Genomic DNA, 20,383 nt, shown 5'->3' with positions numbered 1-20,383 from the left:
GCATCATTCCATTTCCTCAAGTCCAAAAAGTTGGGCGACGCGGTCCTCCAGTTCGGTCAGTTCCCGCATCGTGGCCGGCCCGGCATCCAGCGCGTGAACAATCAGGGTTTCGTCGTCCATCCGCTTGGTCAGCGTGCCCGGCAGCAAGGTGATGGCCACCGCGAACATCCGGCGCGGGCGGCCCTGCGGCAGGCGCGTGTGAAAGGTCAGGCAACCGGCGTTCAGCAGTTCGGGGCGCAGGCTGCGCCGGGTGACATCGACCGCGCCCAAGGTGATCCCGCGCGCTGCAAACCCCGCGAACCGAAAAGCCCCCCGGACAGACAGACGGGGCGGCGGGCTGGCGGGCAACAGAAGGGTCGAGGCGCTGCCCAGAAGGATGGTCGGCACACCGATGATCCAGCTCGCCGGATCGGACCAGTGCAGGCCGGCCCAGATCGCCGTCAGACCGCCGGCGGCAAACAGGGCCGAACGCAGGCGGCCTGCACCCAAGGCCCCCTTGATGCCCGGCACCGTCGCCGGCGCCGATTGCACCGGCTGCGGACAAGGAATGAAATCATGTCTTACGTTCATCGAACCTCCTTCGGCAGCCTCGGATGGCGCTGGTGGAAGGTTCCGACATCACAACCGGCTGCCGTCGGTTGTCAGAGGGGCCCGGACCCTGTGGTCTTGTGCTCAGACCGACACGCGCGCCCTTGGCGCCGCGCCTTTGGTGAAATTACGCCCCGGCGCGCGATTTCATCCCTAAGAAACCGTAAAAAAGGGGGCCGGCCCGGAGGAGACCGACCCCCAAGTCGCGAAGCGCCGGAGGGACAAGGGACGGAGGACGCTTCGCCGGGCAGAACGCGAGTCTTGCGGTTGGACCGGTGGCAGCCGTTCGTAGCCTGTCCCGCAGGGGATCACGGCGAACCGGTATCGGCCCATCTTTCGTTGCCTGCCATGGGGGTCAAACCTGCCCGGCCCGCGCTCATGTCAGGAAAACGCTCGCGCCTCGGCTTTCATCCGGGCAAAAACGAAAAAACACCGCCCGGACGGAACGGGCGGTGTTTTTTCGATACGGGCCGGTTCGGTCAGTTAATCCACGCTGGCCAGCGTCATGGCAAGATCCTTGACCACGGGCGCATCCCGGTTTCCGACCAGCGCGAAATCGATGTTTGTCGTGCTCCAGTAGCCAACCGAGCGATCCGGGTAATCGACAACCTGCAAGGGTTCCAGCGGTCGTTCGACAGGGTGCCGCGCAAGCGTCAGGGAATACCTGTTTCCACCGGCATCTTCATAGATGAACTGCGCCAGCGGGCCTTCCTTGGTGCCAAGCAGACGCGCCCCGACAAGATTGAGGTTGAAGGCAACAAGGTCCGGGACATCCACCGGCACCCCCATCTTGTTCGAGAACCACGCCGCGGCCGTGTCAACGTCATTGCCGATGAACTCAGCCGGGCGCAGGCTGTCTTCGGCAAAGACACGATGGGCACCGACGGCCTCGGACACGTATTCCGGGATACCCTGCGCACCCGGAGACCAAAGCGCGTGGCCCCACCAGCCAAAGCTGACAAGTGCACAGGCCGCCGCGATCTGCACGGCCTTGCGGCCCCATGTCTCGACGAACATCGGCGCGCGGCGCGGTGCGATCCGCCGGTGCAGGGCCGCGGCCAGACGCCGTTCAAGCCGGGCCGTGCGCAGGTTTTCCGCCTGCGTCCCGGCGACGCCGGTCAGGGCTGCGCCCACCAGTTCCTTTTGCCGCGCCATGGCTTCCAGCCGGGCGCGCGCCTCGGGATCGTTTTCAAGCCGGTCTTCGATGGCCGCCGCTTCTTCGGGGCCAAGCTCGCCGTCAAGGTAGGAATGAATGTCGATCGTATCGCTGGGGGTCATTCGTTCTCTCCTTATACGACCAGTTTGAGCTTGGTGGATTTCACGCCCGCCATGATCTTGCGAAGCGCCTCGCGGCCACGCGCCAACCGGCTGTAGAACGTCCCAAGCGGCACGTTCAACGTCTGGGCCGCATCCGCATAGCTCATTTCCTTGAGCGCGACCAAAACAATGGGCAGGCGCTGCGGTTCGGGCAGTTCCTCAAGCGCATCCAGCACCTGCTGAAGTTCCAGCCTCTTTGTCGGATCGGTTTCCTCTACGGGTTCGGGCAACATCAGCTTGGCGTTTTCCCGCACCCGCACGCGACGCATGTCGCTGACATGCGTATTGTGCAGGATCCGAAACAGCCAGACACGCATGTCCGACCCCGGTTGCCAACTGTCGGACGCCGCAATTGCCTTGGTCAGGGTTTCCTGCACAAGATCCTCTGCGGCATCCCCGTCTCGCGTGAGAACAAGCGCATAGCGTCGCAAACTTTTCACGTAGTCTGACAACCGGCGCTCAAGTTCCTCGCGTCCACCCATATCCGTCTCCTCTGTGATATAACCGAATACGCACGAACCGGCTGCTTCATCCAAAAATTTGCAAAAATATTTTTCGCCCCTTCCCGCGGATTGCAGGGATGGACCGCCCGCCGCGTGCGTTTTTGTGTCGAACCAACCGATGGAGGGGGCGACCATGACAACCGCAAGTGCGACCGCAGACAGGTCCGATCAAGGCAAGGGCGCGCTGGTCCTCTTTCAGGCGGCGCCGGATGAACAGGACCGCCGCAAACGCCGCAGGGTCGGCCCCCGGGTGGTCAAGCTGACCGTCGCGGCGCTCTTGCTGGGCGCAACGGTGAATTACGGCGTGTTGGGACCGCTGACCCATCAGATCGACAACGATCCCGAGTTTCGTCCCGCAACGGTCCCCCAAGGCGGCAGCGCAGCCGTCGCCACGGCGGCCGCGCTGATCGACCGGGAGGTCAACGTGAACGGCTGGACACCGAACGATCCATGGATGTCCCCCTCGGCGATCCTCGACAACATGCCGAACTTTCAGGCGGGTGTAACAAAATCCGTGGGGCGGTTCAGTTTCGAACTGCTGGACCAGATCGCGCGCACGCGGGGATCGTCCAGCGCCGATCCCGATCTCGAACGTGCCAGCGGTTTTCTGCAATTCCCGCCCGACATCTGGGTATGGGAACCGTCGATCTCGCTGCTTCCGACCGTGCCTTCCGAAAGCCAGTATCGCCAAGGCCTTGCGGCGCTGGAACGCTACAACGCCCGGCTGGCCCGCGGCGAGGCGGTCTTTGAACGCCGCGCCGATACGCTGGCAGGGACCATTTCGCGGATCTCGGCCGACCTTGGTTCACAAACCGCCCAGTTGGACCGGGCGCAGGATACCGGCTGGTGGATCTTCAGCCGCACCGCAGACGACGTGTTCTATTACAACAAGGGGATGCTTTACGGCTATTACGTGATGCTCTCCGCCCTTGGCGAAGATTTCGAACCCGTTATCCGCGAGCGCAACCTCGGCCAGGTCTGGAACCAGGCGTTGCAAAGCTTGCAACAGGGGTCCCAGCTTCAGCCGGTAATCGTGCTGAACGGCGATCTGGACCAGTCCGTCTTTGCCAACCACCTCGCCTTGCAGGGTTTCTACATGAAGCGCGCGATCCTGCAACTCGAAGAGATCGTCAGCGTGATGGCGGTCTGACCCCGACCTTGTAACCTGGAGGAAAACCCATGTTTGACCGACTGTTCCGTACCAAGGCCGCAGAGGCCGACGAGCCACGGCCCTCGTTGCAGGAGAAATACGAAAGCTGGCGGTTCCAGCGGGACGTGGCAGCGATCATGGCGACGCTTGACCGCTTGTCAGACCGTCGCCTTGCCATGATCGGCCTGCATCGCGACACCCTGTTCGAGACGGTATCCGACATGATGATCGAGGCCGAACGCCAGCGACAGGTCGGCCACGAGGTGCTGGCCATGCTGGAGAACGCCACCGATGAACACGCGGGAGAAGCGATCCAGCCGCCGGCCGAGACGCCAAAGACCGTGTCGGCCGCCGCCTGACAGCCCGCCGCCGCATCCCCAACAACACCAAAAAACGGCGGGCGACCCGGTGTCGCCCGCCGAATGGTTTCAAAACCGATCAGCCTGCGGTCTTCAGTTCCAGCCGCCGACGATGCAGCACCGGTTCGGTATAGCCCGAGGGCTGCACACGCCCGTCAAAGACCAGTTCGCAAGCCGCCTTGAAGGCGATGCCGTCGAAACCTGGTGCCATCGGCACATACGAGGCATCGCCCGCGTTCTGGCGATCCACGACCTCGGCCATGCGTTTCATGATCGCCATCACCTCGTCATGGCTGACGACCCCGTGGTGCAGCCAGTTGGCGATATGCTGAGACGAGATCCGGCAGGTGGCGCGGTCTTCCATCAGGCCGACGTCATTGATGTCGGGCACCTTGGAACAGCCCACACCGGCGTCGATCCAGCGCACCACGTAGCCAAGGATGCCCTGCGCATTGTTTTCCACCTCGCGGGTGATCTGTTCGGGGCGCCATTTGCGGAAGGTCGCCAGCGGGATTTCCAGAACCGCGTCCACATGGGCGCGCCGCCCCCCGGCGCGCAGCGCCTTTTGCACCGCGAAGACATCGACCTTGTGGTAGTGCAACGCATGCAGCGTGGCCGCAGTGGGCGATGGAACCCATGCACAGTTCGCGCCGGATTTCGGATGTTCGATCTTGCTTTCCAGCATTGCCGCCATCTTGTCCGGCATGGCCCACATGCCCTTGCCGATCTGCGCCTTGCCGGACAGGCCGCATTCCAGTCCGATGTCGACGTTGCGCGCCTCGTAGGCACCGATCCAGCCCTTGCGCTTGATGAAATCCTTGCGGCTGAAGGGGCCCGCCTCCATCGAGGTATGGATCTCGTCCCCGGTGCGGTCAAGGAAACCGGTGTTGATGAAGGCGACCCTGTGTTTCGCGGCGCGGATGCACTCCTTGAGGTTGACCGAAGTCCGGCGCTCCTCATCCATGATGCCCAGTTTGACCGTGTAGCGCGGCAGGTCCAGTGCCTCTTCGACGAAGGTAAAAACCTCGTCGGCAAAGGCGACCTCGTCAGGGCCGTGCATCTTGGGCTTCACCACGTAGACAGATCCATGGTGGCTGTTGCGCAGGCCGCCCTCGGTGCGGTTCAGATCATGTTTGGCGATCAACACCGTCACCAGCGCGTCCATCAGGCCTTCGAAGATCTCGGAGCCGTCCGGCAAAAGGATCGCCGGGTTCGTCATCAGGTGGCCCACGTTTCGCACCAGCATCAGCGCGCGGCCCTTGATCGTAAAGGGCGCGCCCTCGGGGCCGATAAACTCGTGATCCGGGGTCAGGCGGCGGGTCATCGTCTTGCCGCCCTTCTCGAAGGTTTCTGTCAGGTCGCCTTTCATCAGGCCCAGCCAGTTGGCATAGGCCAGCGCCTTGTCCTCACCATCGACGCAAGCCACGGAATCCTCGCAATCCATGATCGCCGAGACGGCAGATTCCAGCCGGACATCGGCCAGACCGGCCTGATCGCGGGCGCCGATCGGATGGGTACGATCAAAGACCAGTTCGACATGCAGACCATTGTTGCACAGCAGGATCGAAGTGGGCGCCTTGGGGTGGCCGCGATAGCCGCGAAACTTGGACGGATCGGAAAGCGGCTGATCGTCGACCAGCAGCGCCCCGCCCTGAACATGATAGCGGCGGGCATCGGCATGGCTGACGCCTTCGACCGGAAAGGCCTCGTCCAGGAAAACCCGCGCCCGCGCCACGACGCGGGCGCCTCGGCCCTTGTCATATCCCCCTTTCGGAGGCACAGAGCCCAGCGCGTCAGTGCCGTACAGCCCGTCATACAGGCTGCCCCAGCGGGCATTGGCCGCGTTCAGCGCGTAGCGGGCATTGGTGATCGGCACCACCAGCTGAGGGCCGGGCACATGGGCGATTTCCGGATCGGTATTGGCGGTCTCGATCTCGAAATCCTCACCTTCAGGACGAAGGTAGCCGATCTCGGTCAAGAACGCCTTGTAGGCTTCGTGGTCATGCGGCTGGTTGGCGCGCGCCTTGTGCCAGTCGTCGATCTGTTTTTGCATCGCCTCACGGGCGTCCAGCAAGGCGCGATTGCGCGGCCCGTAGTCTTGCGCCAGTCGCGACAGCGAGGCCCAGAACCCCTCGGTGGCGATACCGCTTCCGGGCAGCGCCTGCGTTTCGATGAAATTCGCAAGGCCTGCATCGACTTGCAGTCCGGCGCGCTCGACACGGTCGACCATGGTATACCTCCGCTGATGGCTTGACGCGGACAGTAGCATTCTGTTTCCGATAGGCAACATGCTGCACCGCCGATATTGCCCGCCTCGGGGCGAATGCAGTTTCCTGCGGGATTTGAAAACAGACAGGAGCGCCCAATGGCCGAACATGTTGTGGATCTGGAGAAATGGCCCCGCAAGGCGCAGTTCCTTTGGTTCCGCGGCTTTGAACGTCCGCATTACGCCGTGACGGTTCGCATGGATGTCTCGCATCTGATGCGCGTCCGCAAACCTGCGGGTGTTTCGCTGTTTCGCGCAGGATTGCACGCCATCGGCTGCGGGCTGCACGCGGTGCCCGAGTTGAACATGCGCTTTCGCGGCGATGTGGTGGTGCACCATGACCGCGTGATGCTGTCCACGCCGGTGCCGCGCCCGGATGGCGGGTTCAACTTTTCCTACGTGCCCTTTGTGCCAGACTTCGATGCCTTCGACAAAGGCGCACACGCGGCGATCGAGGAGGCCCGACAGCGAGAGTCGCTGGCGGCCAATGGCGAAGGACAGGACGGCGTGGCCTTCATGTCCTGCCTTCCGTGGCTGGATTTCACGTCATTGGACAACGCCCTGCCCCATGCGCAGGATTGTATCCCCCGCGTCGCATGGGGAAAAATCGTCGAAGATACCGGCGGCTGGCGCATGGCAATGAGCATTCAGGTGCATCACGCGCTGGTGGACGGCGAACATCTGGGCGGCTTTTTCAAAGCGGCGCAGGCGGCACTGGACGGGGCGGCGGGCTGAGCCAGCCCCGCTTGGCTGGCTGGTAAGAGGTCCCGGGTCAAGCCCGGGACGCGAAGTGCCTGTTGGCTGGTGGCTGGTGGCGCGTCAGGCCGCCTCATCCTCGCCGGCCTGCTGACGGGCCCACAGCGCAGCATACCGCCCGTGTCGTTCCAGCAGCGCCTCATGTGTGCCCTGTTCGACCACCTGCCCGTCCTGCAAAACCACGATCCGGTCCGCATCGGCAATTGTCGACAGGCGGTGTGCGATGGTGATGACGGTGCGCCCTTCACCGGCACGGCGCAGCGCCTCCTGAATCGAGGCTTCGGTTTCGGTGTCCAATGCGCTGGTCGCCTCGTCCAGCAGCAGGATCGGCGGATCCTTCAGCAGGGTGCGGGCGATGCCCACGCGCTGTTTCTCACCGCCCGAAAGCTTCAGCCCGCGTTCACCCACCTGCGTGTCATAGCCCTCGGGCAGGTTCGAGATGAAATCATGGATCTGCGCGGCCCGCGCGGCGGCAATGATCTCTTCCTCGGTGGCACCGTCGCGGCCATAGGCGATATTGTAGCGGATCGTATCGTTGAACAGCACCGTATCCTGCGGCACCACGCCGATGGCCGAATGCAGGCTATCCTGCGTCACGTCGCGCACATCCTGCCCGTCGATGCGCACAGAGCCGCCGTCCACATCATAAAAGCGGAACAAAAGCCGCCCGATGGTCGACTTGCCAGACCCCGATGGCCCGACCAGCGCCACGCTTTCCCCCGCGCCGACCTGCACGTCGATCCCCTTGAGGATCGGGCGCGCCGGGTCATAGCCAAAGCGCACATCCTTGAAGCTGACCACACCGCCCGAAACCCCGAGTTCGGGCGCGCCGGGTTTGTCGGACACCTCGCGCGGCTGTTCAAGCAGGTCGAACATTTCTCCCATATCCACCAGCGCCTGCCGGATCTCGCGGTAGACCGTGCCAAGAAAGTTCAGCGGCATGGTGATCTGGATCATATAGGCGTTGACCATGACGAAATCGCCCACGGTCAGCGCACCGTTCTGTACGCCCACCGCCGCCATGACCATGACCGCCACAAGGCCCGAAGTGATGATCAGCGATTGCCCCGTGTTCAGCATCGCCAGCGAGGTCGCCGTCTTGATCGCGGCCTTTTCATAGCCCTGCATCGCCACGTCATAGCGCGCGGCCTCGCGCCCCTCGGCACCGAAATACTTGACGGTTTCAAAGTTCAGCAGGCTGTCGATGGCCTTTTGGTTGGCATCCGTGTCCTGCTTGTTCATCTCGCGGCGCAGTTTCACCCGCCATTCGGTCACCTTGAAGGTGAAGGCGACGTAAAGGCTGACCACCCCGACCACGACCGCCAGATACCAGACGTCGAACAGGAAAAAGAGTACCGCCGCCACCAGCACCAGTTCCAGCATCAGCGGACCGATGGAAAAAAGCAGGAAGCGCAGCAGGAATTCGACCCCCTTGACCCCGCGTTCGATGATGCGGCTCAACCCGCCGGTCTTGCGCGTGATGTGATAGCGCATCGAGAGGCGGTGAATATGCGTAAAGGTCTGAAGCGCCAGCGTCCGCAGGGCCCGCTGTCCGACCTTGGCAAAGACCGCATCCCGCAACTGTTGAAAGCCGACGGTCATCAAACGGGCCATGCCATAGGCCACCGTCAGACCGACCGCACTCAGCATGAGGTCGGAAACCTCTCCCGACAGCGTATCGACGGCGTTCTTGTAAAGGATGGGTGTGAAAACCGCGATCAGCTTGGCCAGCACCAGGAACCCCATGGCGATCACCACGCGCTGTTTGGCCCAAGTCTGCCCCTCGGGCCAGAGATATGGCCCCACGCGGCGGATCGTCCGCCAGCCAGAGCGACGTTCATCTTTGGCGATCTGGGCGTCGGCGGATGTCTCGGGGGGCATGAAAGGCTTTCCTGTTAGGCCCTTTCACCTAGGGCGGCGGGCCGCAGGCTGCAAGCCGGGGGACAGCGTTGCAAACCGAACCTGTCCCCCGTGCAACAGCGCAGGACACCGCGCAACACCGGAATAACCGCTGGATCAGTTGGTTTCTCCGTCCGGCAAATCAAAGATCTGTCCGGGATAGATCAGGTCGGGATCGCGAATGCGGTCGCGGTTGGCCTCGTAGATGCGGACGTATTGCATCCCGTCGCCATAGCGTTGCCGCGAGATCCCCCAAAGCGTGTTGCCCGGCTGGATCGTCACGCTGCGCACCGGCCCGCGGCCCCCGGCCACGGCCTGTTCCAGAACTGCGGCGCTTTCCCGCAGAAAGGGGCTTTCGACCCGCGCCAAGACCCGTCCGCCCGCGTCGATCTGGTCCACCCGCAGCACATAGGTGCCTTGGTCGACCTCGGGCAGTTGCACGCGCCAACGGCCGTCCTCGCGGATGCGCGAGGTGGTGACCGGCGTATTGTCGAGATAGATGCGCACGAAAGCCGCCGTCGTGCCGCGCCCCGACAGCAGGACATCGCCGGAATCGTCATAGCTGATCGAATCCAGCGCCACGTCACCGGGAGCGATCGGCGCAGTCGACAGCGCCTCGATCCCGCGCGGCGAAGACAGCAGCACGGCGGGCGGGCGTGGCGTGACCGGTGCGTCGCCGACATCAGGTTCGGCCCTTGCCGTGATCACCGGATCGGCCGCCGGACGCCCTGCCCCCGTGCCATCCGCCGGGTCGGCCCCGGCAAGTCGCGCCGGATCGACGGTGCCAACCTGCGGTTCGGTCGGATCCTTGCTGTCGACGGCGGCCTGAGCACCGGGCAAACCGCCGGGGCGCAGCGGTGCGCCCGCCGTCGCCGGGGCGGGTTGACTGCCGGGAACGGGGCCGCGTGCCGGCGCGCCATTCCATTTCGGTGCACCCAGCGGATCGGGCCCCTCGCCCACGTCGGGTTGCAGGTCAACACGGGCCAGTTGGTCGCCATCCGCCAGGGGCACAAACGTGGAATCCACCGGGTCAACGGACCCCGGTTCAGGCCCATCGGCCACCACAACCGCATCGCCAGCGGCAGGCGCGCTGTCCGCCTCGGGCGCGTCGGGCTGTCGCTCAAGGATCGGGCCTGTGTCCACCGGCACCGCCGGTTGCCGTTCCGGCGTAATATCCGCGGCAGCGACCTGCTGACGCGGGGCGACGATCAGTTCCCCCTCGGAAACGACGGTTCGTTCATCCTTGGTCTGGCGCAGCGTGATGACTGCGGCCCGGTCCGGCGGCAGGTTGAGGAAAGTGGTGAACTTGCCGTCCCGGCCAATTTCAAGCGTTTCGACCGGTTCGCCATTAACGATGACCTCAAGCTTGGCGCCCGGCTCTCCTCCGCCCGCGATCAGCGAAAATCCATCCGTTTCCGCCCGCACGACGTCAAAGCTGGGCCGTTTGATGGCAAGATCGCCGTCCAGTAGCAACTCCTCGGCCACCGGTTTGGCATTCGGATCAAACAGCGGGATCAGCGCGGTCGCATCGGGATCCGGAACAGCTTCGACCGAGGCCGGATCAAGATCGCCATCGGTCACAACAGGCGCGGCAGCGGTTTCATCCGGCGCGGGTGCTGCAACGGTTTCGTCCGGCGCGGCCGGGACCGCCGCAGGGTCAGCGGGATCGGGATCCGCCACATCCTGCGCAAGGGCCGTTTCCACCGGCTCCGCAGGCTCGGCCGCCTCTGCGGTGTCAACCGGCGGCATGGCCGGGTCAGTCGGCACAACCGGATTGACCGGTTCGGGCGCATCCACCGTTTCGGTCGGTTCCGCAACCTCGACCGGTTTCACGGGATCTGCCGGTGCGACGTCCGGGGCCACCGGATCGGCCACCTTTGCCGTTGCCGATGGGGCCAGAGGTGTCGAAGGGCTTGCCGGATCGGGCGAAACCGGTGCCTTGGGCGCATCGGCGGCAACCTCCGGGGCGGGCGCATCCGGCTTTGCCGCGCCCGGCATGTCGATCATGCCGGTCATCACCATCACCGCCACGGCACCGGCGGTGCCTGCGCCGGCGAGGACCAAATAGAGTACGATCTTGCTCATGGCAGCCTTCCGAATATCAGCCTCTGTGGCCCAAGCCCCCCGACAGCAGGCCAACAGTACGGTTGAGCGAATATAAACCACAGGCTAACAAGCGTCAAAAGTCGTTTTTTCTACTAGCCTTGAGGCCCGCGATGTCCAACTTCTCCATCTGTGTCTATTGCGGATCGCGCAAGGGCGACAATCCCGACTTTACCACCCAGGCAGAGGTGCTGGGTCAGGCGCTGGCGCAGGAAGGCTGGCGGCTGGTCTATGGAGCGGGCGACGTGGGGCTGATGGGCAGCGTGGCACGGGCCGCACAGGCCGCCGGTGGCGAGACCTTTGGCGTGATCCCCACGCACCTGCTGCAACTGGAGGTCGGCAAGACCGACCTGACCAGTTTCGTCATCACCGAGACGATGCACGAGCGCAAGAAAGTCATGCTGATGAACGCCGACGCTGTGGTTGTCATGCCCGGTGGGGCCGGATCGCTGGACGAATTCTTCGAAGTGCTCACATGGCGCCAGTTGGGCCTGCACGACAAGCCGATCATCCTGATGGATGTGGCGGGATATTGGGGGCCTCTGCGGGCGCTGATGGCGCATGTGGTCGACAGCGGCTTTGCCGATGGCTCGCTGCTGGATTTCGTTCAGAGCGGTGGTTCGGCCGAGGAGGTCATGGCGCTTTTGCGGCGCGCCCTGCCCCGCGCGTAACCCGAGGCGGAATACAAGGCCAACGCCGCCCAGATCAGCCCAAAGGCCGCTACATGCCATGTTGTCATGGGCTCACCGAACAGCACCACGGCACAGAAGAATTGCAAGGTCGGGTTGATGTATTGCAACAATCCCATGGTGGCCATGTCCACCCGCTTGGCTGCGGCAGAGAAAAAGATCAGCGGCAGCGCCGTCAGAAAGCCGGAAAACACCAATAGCGCCGAGGTTTGAAAATCGCTGCCAAAGACGCCCTTGCCCTGTGCATGGATCGTCCCCAGCCAGATCAGCGCCAGCGGCGTCAGCAACAGAACCTCACCCGTGACCGATACGACAGCCCCGGCTGTCAGGCGCTTCTTGATCAGCCCATAGGCCCCGAAGGTGGTCGCAAGGATCAGTGCGATCCACGGCGCATCGCCCAGTCCCAGCGTCAGCAGCAGAACCGCCAGCGCCGCCAGCCCGACCGCCGCCCATTGCAGGGCGGCCAACCGTTCGCGCAGCACGACCACGCCCAAAAGAACCGCCACCAGGGGAAAGATGTAATAGCCTAGGGAGGTTTCACGCACCTGTCCGATTTGCACCGAGAAGATGAAAAGAAACCAGTTGGCGGTGATCATCAGGGCGGCAAAGCCGGTGATCAGCACCGACCGGCCCTGCCCCAGCAGCGCCTTGAGCTGTCCCAGCCGGCCCTGAACCGCCAGAAGCCCGGCAAAGACCACCAAAGACCACGCCGTGCGATGGGCCAACAATTCCAGCGGCGGAACATTCACCAGCAGCTTGTAATAGATCGGCGACAGCCCCCAGACCGTGCAGGCAGCGATCATCAGCAGGACACCGGACGTGCTGTTGTTCATGAGGAGGGCTTTCGTCGTTACCCGCCAATGGGTAGAGCGACGGATTTCCAAGGGCAAGGGCCGGGGCAACAGGCGCTGCCCCGACCCAAATCTGTCAAGCCGCCAGTTCGTTCACCAGCAGCGTTTCGATCTTGTCGATCGGATGGTTGGTCAGAGTCTTGTCCAGTTCCGCCACAACCTTGTCGAGAACTTCCTTGTGCAGCTTGTCACGCAATTCGCCCAGCGTTCGCGGCGGCGCGACAATGACGATCCGGTCAAAAGCGCCTCTATGTGCCTGTTTGTACAGGATCTCGGACAGGTCATCGGCAAAGCGTTCCTTTGCCAGTTCATGCCAATCGGTGTCGTCCATCGCCGACTTCTGCCCCGGTCCCGCATCGTTCATGCGGCCCGGACGGTTGGCGGATTGTTCGCGGTCCGACGGATTTTCCTGCTGTTCGATCCGCACCACGTTCAGGTCCGGATTGATGTCGTCGATGTCATTGCGCAGGAACAGCGCCTTTTCACCATCGGCAACCAGCACCCATGTGCCCTTGGTCAAGATACCCATCACACGTTCTCCTTGTCGCCGCTTCTGTTCTGGTCCTGCGCGAGCGGGCGCGTCTTGCCCGCCGACGTCTGGTCGTGGCGTTTCACCTCATCACGGGTGCCCACCTTGCGGGCGATCTCGCCACCCGAACGGCCCTGAGCGCCCGGCGCAGGCCCCATATCTTCGGGCTTTTCGCCAAGGACCTCCTCGGTTTCGCGGCGTCCATCTTTTGATCTTGCACGGTCGGCCATGGTCGTTCCTCCAATGCTTTGCGATTCAAAGACAAACGCATGACCTGCCGCGGGCGTTCCGAATTGCGGCCAAGGGATCCGGGATCAGCCCAAATACGAAAAAGGCCCGCCAAACAGGCGGGCCTTTCGGTATTTCCGGCTAGGGCGGGATTTACAGGCGCGAGGCCACGTTTTCCCAGTTCACCAGGTTGTCCAGGAAGTTGGCCAGATAGGCCGGACGCTTGTTGCGGAAATCGATGTAGTAGGAATGCTCCCACACGTCGCAGCCCAGCAGCGCAGTCTGGTTGAAGCACAGCGGGTTCACACCGTTTTCGGTCTTGGTGACTTTCAGGCCACCGTCGGCGTCCTTGACCAGCCACGCCCAGCCCGAACCGAACTGACCGGCACCGGCCGCGGCGAATTGCGATTTGAACTCTTCGACGGTGCCAAAGCTTTCTTTCAGCGCCGCTTCGAGTTCAGAGGGCATCGCGTTCGGGCCCGGGCCCATCATTTCCCAGAACTGCATGTGGTTCCAGTGCTGGGATGCGTTGTTGAAGATACCGTTCTGGGCAACCGCGTCAGCGTTGTAGGTGCCCTTGATGATGTCTTCCAGCGACTTGCCTTCCCACTCGGTGCCGGCGATCAGCTTATTGCCGTTGTCGACATAGGCCTTGTGGTGGATGTCGTGGTGGTATTCCATCGTTTCCTGGCTCATGCCCTGGCTGGCCAGCGCGTCATGTGCGTAAGGAAGATCGGGAAGTTCGAAAGCCATGGTTCACCCCTTCGTGATGTGGCGGTAGATGGATCAATAGGTGTCGCGCCTGCACCGGATCGTCAACCCTGCGCCACCCGCTAAAGATGACTTCAACCCGAAAGTTTCGTCACTGTGCAGGTGCCGGACCGGTTGAACAGCCCCTCGCGGCCCAGCGGGCGCGCAGTGACATTCACCTTGCCCGTGGACTTGAGAAAGGTCGCCCGGTAGGCCATGTCGACCCGCTGGTTCGAGGCCGAGCGCATCTGCAACTGCCACGATACGGTCAGCCGCGCCTTGTTGTCCTTGATCAGCGCCCCTTCGACCGGAACGCCGTCGTTGAACCCAAGGATTGACGCGTCGGACACGACAACGCGGTCAATGGCCCGATCCAGCGCGATAAAGATCAATGGCTGGATCCATTGCCTTTCCGACGTGCCCCTGATGAAGCACTGGTAAGCGGTCTTTTCCGCCGCAGCAGCCCCCGCAAGGGCCATCCATGCAAGGCAGGTCAGGAACAGGCGGCGCATTGCGGCTCCGTGTCTTGGGGACGACCCTGCCAATATCGGCAGAGCCGCCCGACAAGGCAACTGCCACGCCCGGCTTATTTGGCGTGAAAGCCTACCCGCGCGTTGGGGTCCGCCGCCGTGCACAGCAGCCCGTACATGTAGGTCGCCATGGACCGGAAGCAGAAGACATGCGCCGTGGTGTCATCGCTCATCCAGATGCCGGCGGCTGCCTGTGCCAGCCGGGTGCGGCGCAGTTCGCCTGCGGCAAAAGCCTCGGGGGCGAAATCCACCGGCGCCAGCTTGGCCAGAACGTCGCGCACCTGCGTCCCGCGCAGTTGGAACAGCGCCCGCGCATCCGAGACATTGACCACAAGAACGTGATGCCCCTCCAGCCCCTCGCTTAGCCGCGTGACGGCTTGTGCGGCCTGACGATAGGGCACCAGCACCAGCAATTCGTCAGGCGACATCCACAAAAGACCGGTGTCGCCCTCGGTGTTGGCCCCGCGCAGATCCGGCATGGCCACGCCGGTCAGGTCGGTGACCGCCGCCTGTACATCGCCATCGGCCAGATCGCCGCGCAGGGTGATCATCCCCTGCGGGCCAGTTTCCCGAACGTCCACCAGACCTTCGAAACGCACGCCGCCCAGCGGCAGAACCGGATCAGACATTCTGCTTTTCCCCTTCCGGATCAAAGAAGACCGGGTTCACGATCCTGGCCTTGTGTTCGGTTTCGCCATCGTCACCGATAAAGGTCACGGTCTCGCCCATGCGGTCCGGCCCCTTGTGAACCAGCCCCATGGCAATCCCCTTGCCCAGCGTCGGCGAATAATAGGTCGAGGTCACGCGGCCCTCGGTGTTGCGCTGCCCGTTGGCATTGCGCCCCGGAGCAACTGCATAGGCGCCATCGGGCAGGACAGAGCCGTCCAGCGTTTCCAGCCCCACCAATTGCCAGCGGTTCGGATCGGCCATGTGACTGCGCACCTGCGCCCGCTTGCCAAGGAAATCCTCTTTCTTCTTCGAGATCGCCCAGTGCAGGCCCAGATCCTGCGGGATCACCGTGCCGTCGGTCTCATCCCCGATCATGATAAAGCCCTTCTCGGCCCGCATGATATGCAGCGCCTCGGTGCCATAGGGGGTGACGTCCCACTCTTTGCCGGCCTCGATCAGGGCATCCCAGAAACCACGGCCCAGATGCGCGGGCACGGCGATTTCATAGCTCAGTTCGCCCGAGAACGAGATCCGGTAAGCCCGCACAGGGAAACCGCCCAGCGTGCCATCCTTCCATTCCATGAAGGCCAGCGCCTCTTTCGAGACATCCATGCCGCCCAGCTTTTCCAACAGCTTGCGCGCGTTGGGGCCGACCACGGCGACCTGTGCGTATTGCTCGGTCACATTTGCGGTATAGACCTGCCAGTCCCACCACTCGGTCTGAAGCCATTCTTCCATATGGGCATGGATGCGATCCGCGCCGCCGGTGGTGGTGTGGCACAGGAAAGTATCCTCGTCGATCCGCGCCACAACGCCGTCGTCCGTCAGGAACCCGTTTTCCGTACACATCAGACCATAGCGGCATTTGCCCGGTTTCAGCGTGCTCATCATGTTGGTGTAGAGCATGTCGAGGAACTTGCCCGCGTCCGGCCCCTTGACGATGATCTTGCCAAGGGTCGAGGCATCCAGCATCCCAAGGCTGTTGCGCGTCGCCAGAACCTCGCGGTTCACGGCGTCATGCACGCTTTCGCCCGGTTTCTGGTAGCAATAGGGACGGCGCCAGTGGCCAACCGGTTCCCATTTTGCACCGTTTTCCTCATGCCAGCCGTGGATCGGTGTCTTGCGCACCGGCTGAAAGATCTCGCCGCGCGCCTCGCCGCCGATGGCCCCCATGCTGATGGGGGTATAGGGCGGACGGAACGTGGTGGTTCCGACATTGGGAATATCTTCACCCAACGATGCAGCAAGCGTTGCCAGACCGTTGATGTTGCTCAATTTCCCCTGATCCGTCGCCATGCCCAGCGTCGTGTAGCGCTTGGTATGTTCGACCGATTCATAACCCTCGCGTGCGGCCAGTTGCACGTCAGAAACCTTGACGTCGTTCTGGTAGTCCAGCCAGGCCTTCATGCGCAGGTCATCCCAGGCATTGGCAGGCATCAGCCAAACCGGCATCAACGCGGCCTCGTCACTGTCCGCACCTTGAGGGGCCGCGGTGGACGAGACCGTGGCACCCGCCGCCTTGGATACGGTTTTTGCAGCCTTGTCAGCATCTTGCAGAACGTCGTTCAGACGGAGATGACCATTGGCGCTGCCAACGCAGGTCACAAAGGCCTGACCGTCGGCCCCCGTGGGCGCCCGCGCCGGATCGGGGCGGAAACAGGCCTGTGCATCGTCCCATGTCAGCTTGCCGCCGCAATGCGACCAGAGGTGCACGACGGGCGACCAGCCACCAGACATGGCGACCGCGTCACATTTGATTTCCTCCAGCAGCGCGCCGCCGCCCGCCATGGCGCAGAGCGCCACGCCAGTGACCCGCTTGCCGCCCTTGACCTTGGCGATGGCCTTGCCGGTTTCGACGCGGATCCCAAGCGCCTTGGCCTCTTCCATCAGCGGGCCGCCACCGTATTCGCGCGCATCAATCACCACGGGGACGTCAAGCCCGGCCTTCTTGAGCGCGATTGCGGTGCGGTAGGCATCGTCGTTGTTGGTGACAACGACAGTCTTTTTGCCCGCGGCAACGCCGTAGTCGACAAGGTAATCGCGCACGGCCGAGGCTAGCATCACGCCCGGAATATCGTTGCCCGCAAAACTGAGCGGGCGTTCGATCGCACCGGTTGCGGTGATGATCTGCGCCGTCCGAATGCGCCACAAGCGGTGGCGCGGCCCCTTGGATGCCCCAAGATGGTCGGTCAGCCGTTCGTATCCCAGGACATAGCCGTGATCATAGACCCCCGCCCCCATGCAGCGGTTGCGAAGCGTGACATTTGGCATGTCTTCAAGGGCTTGCAGCGTGGTCTTGATCCATTCACCGGCGGGCATGCCGTCGATTTCACCACCGTCGACGGGCGCGCGGCCACCCCAGTTGGCGTCCTGTTCGATCAACAGTACCTTGGCACCGCTGTCGCCTGCCGCCTTGGCCGCCTGCAATCCCGCGACACCGCCGCCGATCACCAGCACATCCACGAAAGCGTAGAAATGTTCGTAGGTGTCGGGGTCCCGGTTCTCCGGATCGGGAGCCTTGCCCAGCCCCGCCGACTGCCGGATGAAAGGCTCGTAGATATGTTTCCAGAACGGTCGCGGGAACATGAAGGTCTTGTAGTAGAACCCGGCCGTCAGGTAGCGCGCAAAAAAGCCGTTCAGGGCACCCACGTCGTATTCCAGAGAGGGCCAGTGGTTCTGTGAACTTGCGGCCAGTCCCGGAAAGATCTCAGTCGTGGTGGCGCGCTGGTTCGGCTCATGGCGATTGCCTTCACCGAGGTTCACCAGCGCGTTCGGCTCTTCGGCGCCTGAGGCGACGATCCCACGCGGGCGGTGATATTTGAAGCTGCGCCCCACCAGCATCTGGTCATTGGCCAGCAGCGCAGAGGCGAGCGTATCGCCCTTGGCACCGGTCAATTTCTTGCCGTTGAAGGTGAATGTCACAGGGGTCGTGCGGTCGATCAGACGGCCGCCGGTGGCGAGACGGATGCTCATGCCTCAGGCCTCCACGCTTTGCAGGCGTTTGATATTTTGAGTATTTTCACCAAGAAGAAACATCACGACAGATCTCTCCAGCTCCAGCCGGGGCGTTGTTCGGAAATCGCGTCGCGCAGTTCCTGTGGCGGTTCGGTGGTTTGGGCCGGATAAGTCCCGAAGACCTCCATCGTCATGGTGCAGCGCGCTGCGTGGAACCATTTTCCGCAGCCATTCACGTGGCGCCAGCGTTCGAAATGCACACCCTTCGGGTTTTCGCGCATGAAAAGGTAGGACTCGAAGTCCTCATCCGAAGAGCCGGGGCCGTGCCGCGTCAGATGCGCCTCGCCGCCGGCGTGCAATTCGGTTTCATCGGCTTTGACGCCGCAGTAGGGGCATTCAAGGATCAGCATTGTCCGGTCTCCTCTTGCAGCATCGAGGCGTTGCGGGATGTCGTGCGCTCACAGGCAAAGGGGCCGGGGCGCAGACGCGCCTCGACCCCCGGAAATGCCAGAGCATTGATGGACGGATCAGTTGTCGCCGCCGCCTTTCGGGTCGGCCGCAGGCGCTGCGCCATCGTCGCTTTGCACGGTGATGTTGAGATCTGCGCCGCCGTCACCGGAGGCCGTGGGGACACCGCCCGAGAAGACGACATACCCCAGCAGGGCCACGACGACGACAAGGATGCCGACGATGAAGGCCAGCCCGCTGTTGCCGCCCCGGTCACGGGTCGTGGTTGTGGTGGTCGTATTGTTATGCGTGGCGTCGGACATGGCGAAGCCTCCTTGGTTGTCATCTCGTTTCTACGATCTGACAACACAACGGCCTGCCCCCCGACGGGGTTCCGCACTGTGTCGGGCATGAGCGGTTGCACGCGCATCAGTGCGCCACCCCCGCCGCCACGGATTCGTCGATAAATTTTCCCTCGCCGAAGCGCCACATGCTGAATTCCTCGCAGAGTGGCGAATGGCCCTTGGCCATCAGTTCGGCAAAGCCCCAGCCCGAGCCCGGGATCGCCTTGAAGCCGCCGGTGCCCCAGCCGGAGTTGATGAAGCAGCCTTCGAGTGGGGTTTTCGACAGGATGGGCGAGCGGTCGCCGGTCACGTCGACGATCCCGCCCCATTGCCGCAACATCTTCAGCCGCGAGACCATGGGGAAGGTTTCGATCAGCGCGCGCACGGTTTCTTCGACATGGTGGAAGCTGCCGCGCTGGGTATAGCCGTTGTGCCCGTCGGTGCCGCCGCCGATGACCATTTCGCCCTTGTCGGACTGGCTCATGTAGCCGTGCACCGTGTTGGCCATGACGACACAATCCATGATCGGCTTGATCGGTTCCGACACCAGCGCCTGAAGCGGCACGGATTCCAGCGGCAGACGAAAGCCTGCCTTTGCGGCAAGGTCGCCGGAATGGCCGGCGACCACGATGCCCAGCTTCTCGCAGGCGATATGGCCCTTGGTGGTGTCCACGCCGGTCACGCGACCGCCTTCCTGGCTGACGCCGGTGACTTCGCATTTCTGGATGATATCCATGCCCATGGCCGAACAGGCCCGCGCATAGCCCCAGGCCACGGCGTCGTGGCGGGCTGTGCCGCCGCGTTCCTGCCAGAGCGCGCCCAGCACCGGGTAGCGCGGACCGTCGAGGTTGATGATCGGAACGATCTCCTTGACCTCGCGCGGGGTGATATAGCGGGTTTCGACACCTTGCAGGGCGTTGGCATGGGCGGTGCGCTTGTATCCGCGCACCTCATGTTCGGTCTGTGCCAGCATCATGACGCCGCGCGGGCTGAACATGATGTTATAGTTCAGGTCCTGGCTCAGCGTCTCGTACAGGCTGCGGGCCTTTTCATAGATCGCGGCAGAGGGATCCTGAAGATAGTTCGACCGGATGATGGTGGTGTTGCGGCCCGTGTTGCCGCCCCCCAGCCAGCCCTTCTCGATCACCGCCACATTGGTGATGCCGAAGTTCTTGCCGAGGTAATAGGCTGTCGCAAGGCCGTGCCCCCCCGCGCCGACGATAACCACGTCGTAGCGTTTCTTAGGCTGGGCATTGCGCCAGGCGCGCTCCCAGTTCTGGTGGCCAAAAAAGGCTTCGCGGGCAATGGCAAAGGCGGAATATCGTTTCATGGCGCTCGAATCCGGATCTCCGTTTTGGCTGTGATGCACCCAAACGCCAAACTGAAGACGTGTGCAACCGTCACAATAGCGTGCGGTTGCGACATGGCGCGTCATCGCGTCCTTTTGCCC

Annotated in this window: 20 protein-coding genes; 4 read left to right on the top strand and 16 right to left on the bottom strand. The window is 63.1% G+C overall.

Annotation, left to right across the window (positions count from 1 at the left end; genetic code table 11):
- Positions 1-3: 3 nt before the first annotated feature.
- From KJP30_RS00595 to KJP30_RS00585, 3 genes are all read right to left on the bottom strand, one after another.
- Positions 4-570: a Na+/H+ antiporter subunit E gene (locus KJP30_RS00595; RefSeq protein ID WP_218447023.1), complete on the bottom strand. Its 567-nt coding sequence runs from the start codon at positions 568-570 to the stop codon at positions 4-6.
- A 501-nt stretch (positions 571-1,071) separates the two neighbouring features.
- On the bottom strand, positions 1,072-1,866 hold the full coding sequence (locus KJP30_RS00590; protein WP_218447022.1) for an anti-sigma factor family protein: 795 nt from the start codon (positions 1,864-1,866) through the stop codon (positions 1,072-1,074).
- An 11-nt stretch (positions 1,867-1,877) separates the two neighbouring features.
- Positions 1,878-2,387, bottom strand: coding sequence for an RNA polymerase sigma factor (locus KJP30_RS00585; RefSeq protein ID WP_218447021.1), 510 nt, complete (start codon positions 2,385-2,387; stop codon positions 1,878-1,880).
- 154 nt (positions 2,388-2,541) lie between these two features.
- Here KJP30_RS00585 and KJP30_RS00580 point away from each other — a divergent pair, with 154 nt between their 5' ends.
- The gene (locus KJP30_RS00580) at positions 2,542-3,558 is read left to right on the top strand and encodes a DUF2333 family protein (protein ID WP_218447020.1); all 1,017 of its coding nucleotides are present in this window, start codon (positions 2,542-2,544) and stop codon (positions 3,556-3,558) included.
- A 29-nt stretch (positions 3,559-3,587) separates the two neighbouring features.
- Positions 3,588-3,917: a hypothetical protein gene (locus KJP30_RS00575; protein ID WP_218447019.1), complete on the top strand. Its 330-nt coding sequence runs from the start codon at positions 3,588-3,590 to the stop codon at positions 3,915-3,917.
- Positions 3,918-3,996: 79 nt separating this feature from the next.
- On the opposite strand, the gene KJP30_RS00570 is transcribed toward KJP30_RS00575, so the two are convergent.
- A complete protein-coding gene (locus KJP30_RS00570) occupies positions 3,997-6,147 on the bottom strand; it encodes a malate synthase G (protein ID WP_218447018.1) in 2,151 nt (716 codons plus the stop codon).
- Positions 6,148-6,282: 135 nt separating this feature from the next.
- Here KJP30_RS00570 and KJP30_RS00565 point away from each other — a divergent pair, with 135 nt between their 5' ends.
- Positions 6,283-6,918, top strand: a complete 636-nt coding sequence (locus tag KJP30_RS00565) for a CatA-like O-acetyltransferase (protein ID WP_218447017.1) — start codon at positions 6,283-6,285, stop codon at positions 6,916-6,918.
- A gap of 84 nt (positions 6,919-7,002) precedes the next feature.
- On the opposite strand, the gene KJP30_RS00560 is transcribed toward KJP30_RS00565, so the two are convergent.
- A complete protein-coding gene (locus KJP30_RS00560; RefSeq protein ID WP_218447016.1) occupies positions 7,003-8,820 on the bottom strand; it encodes an ABCB family ABC transporter ATP-binding protein/permease in 1,818 nt (605 codons plus the stop codon).
- 135 nt (positions 8,821-8,955) lie between these two features.
- Positions 8,956-10,923: a LysM peptidoglycan-binding domain-containing protein gene (locus tag KJP30_RS00555; protein WP_246594316.1), complete on the bottom strand. Its 1,968-nt coding sequence runs from the start codon at positions 10,921-10,923 to the stop codon at positions 8,956-8,958.
- Between the two features lie 131 nt (positions 10,924-11,054).
- Between KJP30_RS00555 and KJP30_RS00550 the strand changes: the two genes are divergently transcribed.
- Positions 11,055-11,612, top strand: coding sequence for an LOG family protein (locus tag KJP30_RS00550; RefSeq protein WP_218447015.1), 558 nt, complete (start codon positions 11,055-11,057; stop codon positions 11,610-11,612).
- On the opposite strand, the gene rarD is transcribed toward KJP30_RS00550, so the two are convergent.
- The 10 genes from rarD to KJP30_RS00500 form a co-directional block, all read right to left on the bottom strand.
- Complete coding sequence (gene rarD / locus KJP30_RS00545) at positions 11,549-12,463, bottom strand: EamA family transporter RarD (protein WP_218447014.1); 915 nt, start codon at positions 12,461-12,463, stop codon at positions 11,549-11,551. The genes KJP30_RS00550 and rarD overlap by 64 nt on opposite strands.
- A 94-nt stretch (positions 12,464-12,557) precedes the next feature.
- Positions 12,558-13,010 (bottom strand): host attachment family protein, encoded by a 453-nt coding sequence (locus KJP30_RS00540; RefSeq protein ID WP_218447013.1) that lies wholly within the window; start codon positions 13,008-13,010, stop codon positions 12,558-12,560.
- Entirely contained in the window at positions 13,010-13,240 is a 231-nt protein-coding gene (locus tag KJP30_RS00535; protein WP_218447012.1) for a hypothetical protein, read from the bottom strand. The genes KJP30_RS00540 and KJP30_RS00535 overlap by 1 nt, the downstream gene beginning before the upstream one ends.
- A gap of 151 nt (positions 13,241-13,391) precedes the next feature.
- Positions 13,392-13,991, bottom strand: coding sequence for a superoxide dismutase (locus KJP30_RS00530; RefSeq protein WP_218447011.1), 600 nt, complete (start codon positions 13,989-13,991; stop codon positions 13,392-13,394).
- A gap of 92 nt (positions 13,992-14,083) precedes the next feature.
- Positions 14,084-14,500, bottom strand: a complete 417-nt coding sequence (locus tag KJP30_RS00525; RefSeq protein ID WP_218447010.1) for a hypothetical protein — start codon at positions 14,498-14,500, stop codon at positions 14,084-14,086.
- A 74-nt stretch (positions 14,501-14,574) separates the two neighbouring features.
- A complete protein-coding gene (locus tag KJP30_RS00520; RefSeq protein ID WP_218447009.1) occupies positions 14,575-15,147 on the bottom strand; it encodes a sarcosine oxidase subunit gamma in 573 nt (190 codons plus the stop codon).
- Positions 15,140-18,160: a sarcosine oxidase subunit alpha family protein gene (locus tag KJP30_RS00515; protein WP_218447008.1), complete on the bottom strand. Its 3,021-nt coding sequence runs from the start codon at positions 18,158-18,160 to the stop codon at positions 15,140-15,142. Before KJP30_RS00515 ends, KJP30_RS00520 begins: the two co-directional genes overlap by 8 nt.
- A gap of 62 nt (positions 18,161-18,222) precedes the next feature.
- On the bottom strand, positions 18,223-18,552 hold the full coding sequence (locus KJP30_RS00510; RefSeq protein WP_218447007.1) for a sarcosine oxidase subunit delta: 330 nt from the start codon (positions 18,550-18,552) through the stop codon (positions 18,223-18,225).
- A 117-nt stretch (positions 18,553-18,669) separates the two neighbouring features.
- Complete coding sequence (locus tag KJP30_RS00505; protein WP_218447006.1) at positions 18,670-18,912, bottom strand: hypothetical protein; 243 nt, start codon at positions 18,910-18,912, stop codon at positions 18,670-18,672.
- Positions 18,913-19,018: 106 nt separating this feature from the next.
- Positions 19,019-20,263, bottom strand: a complete 1,245-nt coding sequence (locus KJP30_RS00500) for a sarcosine oxidase subunit beta family protein (protein WP_218447005.1) — start codon at positions 20,261-20,263, stop codon at positions 19,019-19,021.
- Positions 20,264-20,383 lie beyond the last annotated feature (120 nt).

Origin of the sequence: Antarctobacter sediminis (assembly GCF_019218285.1) — a bacterium.
Taxonomy (GTDB): Bacteria; Pseudomonadota; Alphaproteobacteria; order Rhodobacterales; family Rhodobacteraceae; genus Antarctobacter; species Antarctobacter sediminis.
Note: the sequence above shows the minus strand (reverse complement) of the source record. Positions and strands in the feature narration are given on the sequence as shown.